This window comes from Bradyrhizobium ferriligni (assembly GCF_056837965.1).
Genome location: NZ_JBXEJO010000021.1, coordinates 49,060 through 61,515, shown reverse-complemented (window position 1 = coordinate 61,515; position 12,456 = coordinate 49,060). Strand labels below are relative to the sequence as shown.

The following is a 12,456-nucleotide window of genomic DNA, read 5'->3' as shown; positions in this document are numbered from 1 at the left end:
TTTGTCGCGTTGACGTTTACGGCGGGAAACGGCACGCCTTGACTATCCGTATAAGGCAATACCGGATACGGTTGATGACGAAGACCAAAGGCATGTCTAACGTCTGGACGTGTACGCGTCGTACGATGCTGTTGGGCAGTAGCTTCTTGGGTAGCGCGTTGTTCGGGGGCGTTACGGTGCCTACACCCAATCGGCCGCAGCGCAAGGTTGCCATGGTGTTGAAGGCGGCCGACTCTCCCTTCGTGGTTGGGTGCACACAAGACGGCATTACCTCGTTGCGTTATCGTAACGATACGTATGACACGGATTATGTCCTGCCTGGAGCCGTGCTGGGAACGGCTCACGCTAGAGTTCGGCGTGCCGGTTCCGAGTGGCATACGCTTCGAACCGGCGTTGATGCAACGAAGCCGATGCATAGCGCGGCCCTTGAACTAGCAGCCCGCGATGCCGGCGTCCTTCTCACGACCCGCCTCGCAGTCGACGAGGCTGGATTGACGTGGGAGATCATGCTGCGGAACGACGGCATGGCGAACGTGGAGGTTGGCGACCTCTATTTGCCCATGCCGATGAACACCGAATTTCTGGCAGGGCAACCGGTGTCGGTGGCTGTTTTGAAGCACAGCTTCGTCTCGGGGCATGGATCGCACATCTTCTGGATTCGCGGCAACAGCACCGGTCCCTTCCTCATGCTCTTGCCGGAAGCGGACACGTCACTGGAATATTGGGATGTCCACAAGGTTTCAGCCGAAGCCAGTGAGACGTGGTGCGCCTACATCCTGGGCGGGGCGGCCGCCGGCGAGGCGGTGGCGGGCGGGACTCGCTGGCGACAGCCCACCCATTTCCTGTCCCTGTCACCGGCCGAGGAACGGCGTTACCATCTCCGCTTCCAGTGGGTTGCCGATTACGAGGCGGCACGCAGGGCTATCGCGGACGCCGGTCTGGTGGACGTGGAAGTAATGCCGGGCATGACGGTTCCCAACGACCTGCATGTCGACATCGCGCTCTCGTCCTCCATCCCGGTGGAGCGAATCGAAGCGGAATTTACCGGCGACACGGTGGTGCAACGGTTGCCGGATCGGGCTGGCAGGCGACTGTGGCGGGTCCGGTTTTCGCGATTGGGCGAGAACCGGCTGACCCTGCACCAGCCGGGTGCGCGCCAGACCTTTCTTGAATTCTTCGCTACCGAGCCCGTCGAGACGATGATGAAGAAGCGCGCAACCTTCATCGTGAAGCGGCAGCATCGTGACCCGTCCAAATGGTACGATGGTTTGTTTGGCGAGTGGAACATGGAGACGCAGGTCCTGCTTGGCCCGGACAATTACGACCGGATCAAGGGCTGGCGCATCTACGAGGTAACGTGCGACGATCCCGGGCTGAGCAAGCCCGCTTACCTCGCGACCAAGAATGCCGAGCATCCTGTTGCGGCGGAAGTGGCGGCGCTGGACCGGTATATCGATACGTTCGTCTGGGGCGGGCTGCAACGTACCACACAGGAGGCATACGCCTACGGCCTCTACGGCATACCCGATTGGAAGCAGAACCGGGAAAGCAGCGATCCCGGCCCAAAGGGCCGCCTGCATATCTGGCGGCCGTATGACTATCCGCACATCTTCGCGATGTATTTGGCCATGCACCGCATCGCGCGTGACCATCCCGCGATACCCACCCGCCAGAGCGCACGAGATTATTTGGTACGCGCGTACGGTACGGCGCTGGCCATGTTCACGGTGCCGATGCGCGTGGTGATGTGGTCTGCCTACCGCACCGGCTTCTACAACGAATGTGTGATCCCCGAGCTGGTTTCGGCGCTCACGACGGCGGGCTTGATGCGCGAGGCGGCGACGTTGGAGGCGCACTGGGCGCGTAAGGTGCGCGCCTTCGTCGATCCGAAGGCGGACTTGTTCGGGTCGGAATATCCGTTCGATTCCACAGGCTTCGAATCAACGCAGGCACTGGCGCGCTCGGCCCTTGACGACCCTGTCGCCATGGGGGTTTCGCAGGCGGCAGCGCGTGCCTTCGCCGAGCGTCAGATCGCTGCAAATCTGTTTTGCCGTGGCTGGCTGGAACCTACTTATTACTACCTGGGCAGCGATTATCGCGGGACTGCGGGCGACGCCTATACGCTGACTTACATGGCGCAGATGGGCGGCTGGGCGCTGCTTGATCATGCGCTGAACGATGCAGACGACCCGTATCCGCTCCTTCGTCTCGGCTATGCGTCACAACTCAGCGCGTGGGCTTTGCTGAACAGCGGCCCTGCGTCGGCCGGTTATGGCTATTGGTATCCGGGCGAGGAGAATGACGGCGCGGCCGGTGGCGGCTTCGAGCCGGCGCCGAGCGGGACCACATGGCTCGGTCAGCCGCATCACCGTGGAACGTGGTATTATTCGTGCGAGATCGACCTGGGATTTTGTGGGGCGGTCCGCGCTGCTGCGACGATCGTTGCCGACGATCCCATCTTCGGTCAGGTTTGTTACGGTGGCACCATGGAGACGTTCGCTCACACCCTGCGTATCTGGCCACGTGATGGCGTGCGGCGACGGCTCAACGTGCGGCTCCAGTCTCTCCGATTGGACTTGGTGCTGCTCGACGCCCGATTCTCGGCGGATCGACCGATCATTCTGAATTTGGGGGAGGGGCGGATCAGCCTTACGCCTGAGCCCTTTGCCCCATCAGCGTCAGGAGTGACGTTCGAATTGCGGTACGACGACGGAAGGAAGCGCAAGGAGGTCCTCGACATCATGGACAGCCAGATCGTCGTCCGCTTGCCTGCGGCGTGCTTACCGCGGGTTCAGGTTCGCTAGATGTTTAGTACCGGGCTTTGATGATGCATCCTTATCGCGCGATTCGAAGGAAGCGCTATGGGACAAATCTTACACCGCTGCGCCACAACGACGGAGGCGGTGCGTCGAGCAATACAAAATAGTCAAGAGCGCTGGCTAAGCGCTACTAACCTGATCGAGCGCCTCAATGGCGAGATCTAGCCGCGTACCGAGGTGGTTGGCATCTTCCCTAATGAGGACGCCATCGTGCGCCTGATCGGCGCGATCCTGCTCGAGCAAAACGATGAATGGGCCGTCCAACCGGACCACTACATGACGCTGGAAACCATCGGGCCGTTGAGTGATGATCCGACCGTCAGCTCAACGGCAGACTACCCTGGCTTCGCCAAAAGCCGGGCAGTCAGCCGATGACCGCGTTCGCTCTGTATCGAAGTCGAACATCGCGCCGGTACAGGCAGCCGCACGAGCTGGCTGGTGCCATTCGCAGGATGGCGACAGGACCCGAAATGCGAATTGTCAACCAATTGGTTGCAGCACCTTATGGCTGTGGAGCTCAAGCTGGCTAAATGATCTCGAAGTACCGCCGGCGCTCAAAGTCCGTCACCCGATGTTGAACGGCTTCCCATTCCCAACGGCGGGAGCAAGAAAACGCTTCAACAAACCTTTCACCGAAGACATCATTGGCTGCCGCCGATTGTGCAAACCGATATGTTGCCTCTGACAGGCTTTGAGGCAGTCTCCCGGACGGAAGGCCGGTCTCCGCGCTTGCATCACCGGCGATCGACGGCGCGAGCGCCGCATCTGTCTCGATACCCAATATGCCGGAACCGATGGCACATGCGAGCGCAAGATATGGGTTCAGGTCTGCGCCGGGCAGCCTGTATTCGAGGCGATGTACAGATGGCGCTCCCGGGATGACGCGTACCGCGCAGGAGCGGTTGTCGACTCCCCAGCTCGGACAGATTGGTGCCCAGCAGCCAGGTACCAATCTCTTGTAGCTATTGAAGTTCGGCACGGCGAGCACACAGAAATCATTCATGTATTTCAATTGTCCGCCGATGAATTGCTCCATAAGCTTAGAGACGTTGCGGAACGCCACACTATCGTAAAACACATTCTGACCATCTGAGGACATCGAGACGTGAATATGGCCGGACTGGCCTGGCCATTTCTCGGAAACCTTGGCCATGAATGTAGCCATCATGCCTCGCGTCTGCGCCCAGGCTTTAATCATCGACTTGAATATGATTGCTCGATCGGCCGCTTCCAGGGCATCACAATGACGAAGTGACGCTTCAATCACGCCTGGTCCCGTTTCAAAGTGCAGCCCGCTGAGAGGTATTCTGGACTTCTCACAAAGCGCCAGGATCTCACCGAACAGCTCCCTGTGCGCGACAGACCGCGCAATCGAGTAGCCGAATGGGCCCCGCGTCAAAGGAGCCCATTGGCCGAACGGCTTGTCTTCAATTGTGTCGGCGTTCTCCTTGAACAGCATGAACTCAAATTCGAACCCGGCGCTGCAGCTGTATCCGCGGTCGGCAACCCTTCGTAGGACTTTACGCAGAATACCGCGCGGGCAGACGCTCTCATGTCCGCCCGCAAACTCGGCCAGATAGAAATATTGATCGCCGGTATAAGACACCGAACGGCCGGTGTCTGACAGAACGCGCAGATCGGCGTCCCCGAATACTGACTGCGGCCCTTGCGTGAAGCCCGCCGGAATGACCCGGTCCGAACAATCCCACGCGAGCACCGCTTCGGAGAACTTGATGACTTTATCCCCGGCGGAAAGATCTTCACCCAGAACGTGTTTGCCCCGAAGGATGCCATCGAAGTCGCTCACACCGATCATCGCCGCGGCGGCGGAATTCGTGCAACTGTCGCGGGTGTCAGTCATTGGTTGGGCTCCCTCGCCACCAACTCGAACACCTGGTCCATTCGCATCGCACGCAGTTGGCGATAGTCTTTCTCAAGCTGTATCAGGTCGTTGTTCACGAGATACACAATGCCTGGCGTCGAGGCCAAGTCGATCGTCGGAACCAAGTTTTGACCTATCGGAACGAATGCAATGGCATCCGCGAAGCTCGGCAGCTTGCGGATCGCATCGAGTCCGGGATAGCCGGCAACAACACCGCCCCTGTCGGAAATCAGCGAGACGCACAGTGCGTGAGCCTGCCGCTTGTAGACACCGCGTCGCCTCATATACCCGCCAAAGCCTTTGGGATCTGCGTAGCGCCACGCCGTGAGCGTCAAATGGTTATGGCCCAAAGCCATCGTCCGAGCTTTTGCCGACATGGTTCCTTGCAGCCTCGCTCCGAAGTCGACCAGAACCGGTCCCCGATCATCGACGATGATCTCGGCATGAGCAGGTCCGTCGGCGATCCGAAGCGCCCGCAGCGCACGTCCAAGGTAGTCGGATAGTTCTTGGACGATTGGCTCCTTGCCGCCCAATAGCCGCTCGAGTGAGCAGACCGACGACGCGCCCTCAATGGGAACAGTGTCATAGGTCCAGGCCTCCGTGACGAAGGGCTCGCCGTCGATCGAGACGGCATTTACGGTATATTGCTGGCCGTTTATTTTCTCCTGTCCAAGCGCCAATTGATTGAGCGTTCCGACACGGTTCGTCTTCCCCACGATGGCGGCTACAGCGCGCTGCACATCCGCATCCGTCGAGCAAAAGAACACGTCTTCGGTGCCTGTGCTGTTCAGCGGCTTGATCACAATCTCATCGAAGCTCTTTTGACGCTTCCAGCTTGCGATCTCTCCAGCATTGTCGGACACGACTTGTCTGATCGATCGTACGCCTGCTGAGGCCAACGCTTCGGACAGGCGCGATTTGTCGCGCCGGGCGGCTGAAAGGGCGGTGCCATTTGAAGGCAAGCCCAGCCGCTCCGAGATGGAATCGGCCAGCTCAACTCCTGTCTCGCACCCTGCTATGACGAACTCCAGCTCCCTGCCTTGGAGAGCCCGAAGATGATACTCAACGATCTCGTCGTACCCCATGCGCTCGGGTGGACGAATGACTTCATCATACAGATCCGCATTGAAATGCGATTGGAAGATGGACGGAATCTGCGCAGCCGACATCACATGGACTGTTGAAATTCCATACCGCTTGAACTCTTCCGGCAAAAATCGGCCGGTCGAATATGCGTCGACGATTACACAATTTCGCTCGTTCATGTGGATCTCCGGTATTGCAAATAGACGTTGCCGACGGCGACAGCCGTAATGAGAACATTTCCAACGAACGTATGTGGCGAAGGCACGATACGAGAATCGAAGTACTGGAACAGAAACGTGATGACAGGAGCGGTGGACAGGACCATGTTGACCGTGAAGGGCTCGACGCGGCGAATACCCTCCTGGAACAAGAGCAATGGGACGATGATCGTGGATAGCCCAATCGTTGCGATCGCAAGCCAATGCTGCGAGATCTCGAGCACGATGGAGGAATGGTCGACCAGTCCCAGCAGAACAATGATCGTTCCGTAAAAACGATGCGCCAACACCTGTCGACCTGAAAATCCGCGGTCGAATAACAGCTTGACGAGTATATTTGTAAGGGCGAGCGATAGGCCGGCCACGATGGCCAGGACGATGCCGAAGGACGATCGGGCTCCCCACTCCACGCCGGCGTTGCCGGTTGCCGAGATCCAGATCATGTAGCTTCCAATTATCGCGATCGTAAGGCTCACGACGATATCGGACGTTGGAGGGACGCCCTGCCGCCTGATGAGCGCGTTTAACCACACCGTCGCAGCGGGTCCTAGCGCCACCATGAAGGCGACGACGATCGCAGGTTCGGCGTATTTCAGGCCGATAAACAGCCCGATCCAACTGATCGCGGTCACGACATTGAGCGACACAAAAACCAGGAGCGCCGACTTCGCAACTCGTGCCGTTCCTCTCTCGCGACCTGCCAGCAGATTGAATGTCAGACACACCGCGGCAAAGGACACAAGGAGAGCGACAAACGCATCTGCTCGCTGAAAATACGATGCCGCATAAACTTCGCCCGCCGCGCTCAGGACGACATAGAGCGCCACAAAGAGAACTCCCAAAGCGAAGCGTCCTGTCAATCTTCCGCCCGTCCCCTGCCGCCGGCGCGGCGCAGCCCTCCCCCCGAAGCACGCTTGTGCATCAGTTCCGAGAGACTCGTCCTTCGACCTGGGCGGACCGCGCTTGGTTTGAAACGTCACAATCCGCCTCTAATGTTTCTTTGCTTGGCAGTACGCAACACACGCCTCTCCAAAAGCCGTGAACAGTCGCTGGCTCAGGAGATCGGTTGAGGCGTGCCATTCGGGGTGCCATTGCACACCGATCTGCAACGTCGGCGCGCCGATGACCGAAGCCGCTTCGACCAGTCCGTCAGCCGCCCATGCCTCGCGCCTCAGCGCGGCGGCAAGCAGCTCTATGCCTTGATTATGCAGGGAGTTCACTTGTGCTTCGTTGGCGCGCGCGATCGGAAAGAGCGCGCCCTCAGGAGATATCCTCACGCTGTGCGCGGCATCGTACTGACGGTCTCTTGGGCGATCTGGTTTCTCGGCATGCATCAGGCCACTTCCCAGTCTCCACTCGGCAAGCGATGGATGCAGAGTGCCGCCGAAATAGACGTTGAGCTCCTGAAGCCCGCGGCAGATGCCCAAGATCGGCATTCCGAGCGCGATGGCGCTCCCAATGGCTACCGCAGAGAGCCTGTCCCGCGGGCGGTCACGGATTCCGCCATCAACGTCCTGCTGGTCAGCCGGCGGAAGGGATGCAGGCGCCTTCAAGACGGCAGGGTCAATATTCGATTCATCCCCTGTCAGAACCAGACCGTCGAGCGCGCCCATGATCGCCAGGCCGACCTCTAGCCTAGCATCTTCCGCGTCGATCGTCGGCAATATGACGCATGCCACGCCCGCATGATGAAGCAGGGCTTTGAGGTATTTCTGCCGCAGCCAGTCGCGATGCACACCATCGACCAAAAGACGGTTCGAGGTGACGCCGACCACGGCACGAGCGTTGTCTGAGCGTTGCAATGTCACGCCACGTGCCCCTTCGCATGGGCATCGGCAAGCGATTGCTCATACAAGCGTCGATTTCGCTCCTTCAACTGAGTTATGACACTGGGTTGACCTTGCGGCCCCTTGACGAAGAGCCCTCCCCAGCTCGCAGCAACCTTTGCGTAACCCGGATCCTGCATCCGGATCTTCTGGGCCTTGTGCAACAGCCAGAATGGGATACCCGGCGAGAGGTGATGCTCGAGGTGATACTCGTCCAGGTTTTGTCCAAGGATGGCCCGCTCCAGGAAATTTCCTTTCCGATTCCTGGTTAGATAGACGTTCTTCGTTTCGGTCTCGCACATCGGCGAGTGCTCGGCGAGCTCGACAAACCAGCCAAGAACCTGAAACGTTGTGAGATAGGGGACGATCCAAAACAGGATCACGATGTGGAGCAGCCCAAGCGCATATGATCCGGCCAGCATGCCGATCCAGAAGAGGTAAAAGCCATACTTGTCGACAAGTATGCTTGACCGGCTCTGGTCCTCGGAATCTGTGATCGAAAACCGGTTGGTCCAGAGATACTTCAGATAGGCCAGTGTCGCACCACCAAATATCGGCTTCCAGATGATATTGAAGGCGTACCGCTCGGGAGGCAGGACGTCGTAAACACCATTGGCCATGAAGAACTTCAGGTCGGGATCCTTCTCCGGGTCACCGAGATACGGATGATGCAGATAGACGTGCGAGATCCGGTAGGCCCAGTGGCGCTGGAACAGGGGATAGGCCGCGAACAGAATGCCGAGGACGTAGTTCCAGGTCGTGTTCTTCGCGAGCGTACGGTGAGCCGCATCATGAGCGATCGTCGTCAGGCCGCGCTGGTAGGCGCCGATCAGAAGCACGGCGAGCGGGTACAGCCACCAAGAGACGCAGACGGCCGCGAGTGTGCAAGCGGCGATTACAGCGTAATCCTTGGCGATGTAGATCGCTCCCATCACATTGTCCGGCCTCAGCTCGGACAGTTGCTTATTGATTTCCCGGCTGAACTGAACCGCCTCGTAACGTGACGACCTCAGTTTCCAAGCGTCTGCCTGATTCATGAGAACCTCTTCCTGATCGCCTTACAAGTTGTCAGATTGCGGAAAGCGCCCTGTCCAGATCGCGCACGATGTCGTCGACATCTTCGATGCCCACGCAAAGTCGGATCGAGCCGCCAAAAATGCCGGCGGCTTCGCGCTTCTCCCGCGGAACAGTGGTGTGGGTGGTCGAAACAGGGTGCGTCACGAGCGTACGGGCATCCCCGACATTCGAAACGTGATACATCAGGTCGACATTCTGGATGAATTTCCGCCCGGCCTGCTCGTCCTCAACCTCGAACATGACCATCGCGCCGTGTCCGTATGCGGGATTGAGTGTCTGGTCGACAGTTTCCTGATCGGCTCCTTCGAACAGCCCCGGGTAGAAGACGCGGCGCACTTTTGGATGCGCCTTAAGCACGTCGGCCACGATCCTGGCGTTTGCGCAGTGCTGTTTCATTCGAAGGGGCAGCGTTTCAAGGCCTTGGATCAGCTGAAAGCTCGCAAAAGGGGCAATGGCCGCGCCAGTATCGCGCAACCAGGTCATGCGAGCCTTCAGAAGAACCTCGCTTTTTCCGAGATCGTCGACATCTTGCAGCGCGTTGCGCCAGATGATCCCGCCATGCGCCTCGTCAGGACTGTTGAACAAGGGAAAGCGCGAGGCGCCCCGGTAGCTGAACTTGCCGTTGTCAACGATCAGACCGCCCAGCGTCGTGCCATGCCCGCATATGTATTTCGTAGCGGAGTAGGTCGTAATCGCAGCACCGAGATCTGACGGCCGACATACCAGCGGGGTCGTCGTATTATCCACCACCAACGGAACGCCGTGCTTTCGGCCGATCTCAGCCAGCAGTTTGACCGGAAGGGGAATCAGGCAAGGATTTGAAATCACCTCTCCGAACAGGCAGATCGTGCGATCATCGATGGCATCTTCGAAGGTCTCGGGCCTTCGCGGGTCTGCCGTCCTGACGCTGATACCAAGACGCTTCAGCGTGTTATGGAGCAGATTCCACGTGTTGCCATAGAGATACGGAGAGGCGACGATATTGTCCCCCACTTCGCCGCTTGACAGGTTGACGATGGCAAGGAAGGTTGCCGCCTGACCTGATGCGACGGCGAGCGAGTCGCTCCCCATGTCGACCGCAGCGTACCTTCTTTCCAACGCGCGGGTCGTCGGATTGATGATCCTCGTATAGGTGAATCCATCAGCCTTGACGTTATAGACGTCCGCAATGTGATTCAGGTCGCCATCGAGTTCATAAGCCGTGTTCTGATAGATCGGCACTGCGACAGCTTTCGTCACCGGATCGCGTCGATAGCCCGCGTGCAGAACAGCAGTTTCGGCAGAGAATGGGAGCTGCGAGACCCTTGCGAAGGACGATGACATCTCGACGCCACGCTCGCAGGCCTGGCGGGTTGATGCCGTCCCCACGGATGAAGCCGGACCGGACCGAAAATATGTACGAAAGGCGCACCCCAACTGCTCGATCCAACTGGGCTGAATCTCGCCAATGCAGCCGACCCGAAAACTCCGCGTCGCAAGATGCAGCTTCGAGTAGATGTAAAGGTTGTGGGCCGCCAAGTGACGATATAGCCCATCGAATCCTGCCTGATCCGCGATTCCGGACGGCGCGCTGAACGCGACGCAGACCGGCGACTGCAAGTCGGCGGACAGTAGCGGAGACACTACCCCTTCGAGTTCTTGGACGAGATTGTCTCTGACCTTCTCATACCTGCGGCGCCTGGCATCAATGCCTTCCCCCTGCAGAATCTCCAAGGCCTTCGTTGTTGCCTGAACGATGTGGGTCGGTGGGGTCGACCGCCACTCACCGGTGCGCTCGAGCGAGAGCCATTGATCTCTCACGTCGAGCACAAATGACCTTGGTTCTTGAACCGCTTTTTTGAGCAGCTCGCGAGACGCGATGACAAAAGCTACTCCTGGCGGCCCCTCGATACACTTATTGCTCGACGTCACCAGGATGTCCGGCCCGCCACGGCTTAGGTCGATGTCAATCGCGCCAAAAGAGCTCATGCCGTCGACGATCGTCTTGACACCACGCCGCCTCGCCTCCTCTATGATCGCGTCAATCGGATTGACGATTCCGGTCGTCGTCTCGCAATGCACGAGACATAGGTGAGTAACGCCGGGATTTCGGCTCAGCTGCTCGGCAACTTCCTGGGGGTCCAGGGGCTCGGTAGCTCGCTTGACAAGCTTCAGCGCTTCGACGCCCCACAGCCGCAGAATCTTGAAAATGCGCTCGCCATAGATGCCGTTTATGCAAACGAGCGGCTTGTCGTCCCTGGACACGAATGAAGAGAGCGCAGCTTCCATTGCAAAGGAGCCGCCTCCCTGAATAGGGACCACCGAATAGTCCTCGACACGTCCCAGCAGGTTGAGCATCAGCCGCCTCATTCGGGCGGTCACTTCCTTGAATTCGCAATCGCGCGATGCGAGGTCGAGCTGCATCTGGCTCCTGACCGCCAGCGACAGCGACAATGGACCAGGCGTCAGCAGCGAACGTTGTCTAGTCACACCAATTCCCCTTAAACCGTATTCGTCGATGGATCTGAATCGCGATGATGCGCCCTCACCCCCTTGGGCGCAGGTTTTCTCGGTTCATCTGCTGCTGGGAGAAACACCATAGGCGCAGGCGAGCTTCGCAGCGGCCCATCACATCATGCATGCAAGGATTTGAGCGCCGTCGCATTGCCAGCTAGGCGTCGATCGGCTTACGCCCAACCTGTGTATTCAGGCGAACGTCGAGGTTCGGAACCATCGTGCACGTCAGGCCATCGCGTGCGGATATCAATCCGCGCGTGATGGACATGATGCGCGCCGTTGCTGATGAGCCTGATCCTGCGTGAGCCTGACACTTGAGACATTCGCATACTGCCACTCGTTGGATAATTCGGGACGTTGACGACCTTTGCCGCTTATTTTCAGATCGTACAACTTGACGTTAGGTGCGTTTCAACCCTCTCCCGAAATCTTCTCGCGTGAGTTTTTTCTGACGTGCACCTTCACTAGGAGCGATAAGCCGACTCAGGCGGCTGAGCGAAGTGATCGGCAGCAAGCTAGCTCGGGGTTTTCATAGTCTGACGTCAGGATCGTCCCGGCACTCAATCATCACGGCGGTAGGTAACTGTGGTTGACGGCTGATCCGGAGTGCCGCCGCCCAGCGGTGAGCCGCAGAGAGCTCGAATGCTCAACCGCGGAGGAGCTCAACGGCGTCGCGGCTAAACGATCGTGCCCTGTGCCATGAGGCGCTCGAGTTCGACGGATAGCTCCTTCGAGCCGTTCTGTGCGCGTTGGCTCTTCTGCCAGATCTGCCAGATGTCGAGCGCACTCTCGATCCGGTCTGCCACGTCCTCAAGGTCCAGCTCGAGGCCAGTGTCGATTATGCTCGATACAGAGCGTCGAAATGCCAGAAACCGCGCCAGCGATAGCCTTGCCCTTTGGGAAGCGGCCTTGGGTCGGGTCTTCCCGCGAGAACTGAAGCCATCAAGCTGCAGGCTCATTGAGGAGGTGAGCGGTCCGGCATGAATTAGGTGGGGGCGCGACCGGCGTCGCCAGCCTTTCCCGCGGATTTCCCATCGTTCCCTGCCGGCCCG

8 protein-coding genes and 1 pseudogene are annotated in these 12,456 nt (G+C 58.9%); 2 read left to right on the top strand and 7 right to left on the bottom strand.

The window, feature by feature from the left end:
• The first annotated feature begins 74 nt into the window (after window positions 1–74).
• Both AC1VNY_RS14700 and AC1VNY_RS14695 read left to right on the top strand, forming a co-directional pair.
• Window positions 75–2,804 (top strand): DUF5695 domain-containing protein, encoded by a 2,730-nt coding sequence (locus tag AC1VNY_RS14700; RefSeq protein ID WP_482405675.1) that lies wholly within the window; start codon window positions 75–77, stop codon window positions 2,802–2,804.
• 135 nt (window positions 2,805–2,939) lie between these two features.
• Window positions 2,940–3,194, top strand: a pseudogene (locus tag AC1VNY_RS14695) (transposase); the annotation flags it as partial.
• Window positions 3,195–3,345: 151 nt separating this feature from the next.
• Here AC1VNY_RS14695 and AC1VNY_RS14690 read toward each other — a convergent pair.
• The 7 genes from AC1VNY_RS14690 to AC1VNY_RS14660 form a co-directional block, all read right to left on the bottom strand.
• Window positions 3,346–4,680, bottom strand: coding sequence for a glutamine synthetase family protein (locus tag AC1VNY_RS14690; RefSeq protein ID WP_482405674.1), 1,335 nt, complete (start codon window positions 4,678–4,680; stop codon window positions 3,346–3,348).
• Window positions 4,677–5,966 (bottom strand): ATP-grasp domain-containing protein, encoded by a 1,290-nt coding sequence (locus AC1VNY_RS14685; protein WP_482405673.1) that lies wholly within the window; start codon window positions 5,964–5,966, stop codon window positions 4,677–4,679. Before AC1VNY_RS14685 ends, AC1VNY_RS14690 begins: the two co-directional genes overlap by 4 nt.
• On the bottom strand, window positions 5,963–6,832 hold the full coding sequence (locus AC1VNY_RS14680) for an EamA family transporter (RefSeq protein WP_482405672.1): 870 nt from the start codon (window positions 6,830–6,832) through the stop codon (window positions 5,963–5,965). Before AC1VNY_RS14680 ends, AC1VNY_RS14685 begins: the two co-directional genes overlap by 4 nt.
• Window positions 6,833–6,994: 162 nt before the next feature.
• Window positions 6,995–7,813 (bottom strand): gamma-glutamyl-gamma-aminobutyrate hydrolase family protein, encoded by an 819-nt coding sequence (locus AC1VNY_RS14675; protein WP_482405671.1) that lies wholly within the window; start codon window positions 7,811–7,813, stop codon window positions 6,995–6,997.
• Window positions 7,810–8,868 (bottom strand): dhydrorhizobitoxine desaturase, encoded by a 1,059-nt coding sequence (gene rtxC, locus AC1VNY_RS14670; protein ID WP_482405670.1) that lies wholly within the window; start codon window positions 8,866–8,868, stop codon window positions 7,810–7,812. Before rtxC ends, AC1VNY_RS14675 begins: the two co-directional genes overlap by 4 nt.
• A gap of 31 nt (window positions 8,869–8,899) precedes the next feature.
• Window positions 8,900–11,311, bottom strand: a complete 2,412-nt coding sequence (locus AC1VNY_RS14665) for a 2-aminoethylphosphonate--pyruvate transaminase (RefSeq protein ID WP_482405669.1) — start codon at window positions 11,309–11,311, stop codon at window positions 8,900–8,902.
• A gap of 770 nt (window positions 11,312–12,081) precedes the next feature.
• A complete protein-coding gene (locus AC1VNY_RS14660) occupies window positions 12,082–12,363 on the bottom strand; it encodes a hypothetical protein (RefSeq protein ID WP_482405668.1) in 282 nt (93 codons plus the stop codon).
• Between the last annotated feature and the right edge of the window lie 93 nt (window positions 12,364–12,456).

Coding starts and splice junctions, on each gene's coding strand:
- AC1VNY_RS14700 (WP_482405675.1), top strand. CDS start 75: ATGACGAAGACCAAAGGCATGTCTAACGTCTGGACGTGTACGCGTCGT.
- AC1VNY_RS14690 (WP_482405674.1), bottom strand. CDS start 4,680: ATGACTGACACCCGCGACAGTTGCACGAATTCCGCCGCCGCGGCGATG.
- AC1VNY_RS14685 (WP_482405673.1), bottom strand. CDS start 5,966: ATGAACGAGCGAAATTGTGTAATCGTCGACGCATATTCGACCGGCCGA.
- rtxC (WP_482405670.1), bottom strand. CDS start 8,868: ATGAATCAGGCAGACGCTTGGAAACTGAGGTCGTCACGTTACGAGGCG.
- AC1VNY_RS14665 (WP_482405669.1), bottom strand. CDS start 11,311: ATGCAGCTCGACCTCGCATCGCGCGATTGCGAATTCAAGGAAGTGACC.
- AC1VNY_RS14660 (WP_482405668.1), bottom strand. CDS start 12,363: ATGAGCCTGCAGCTTGATGGCTTCAGTTCTCGCGGGAAGACCCGACCC.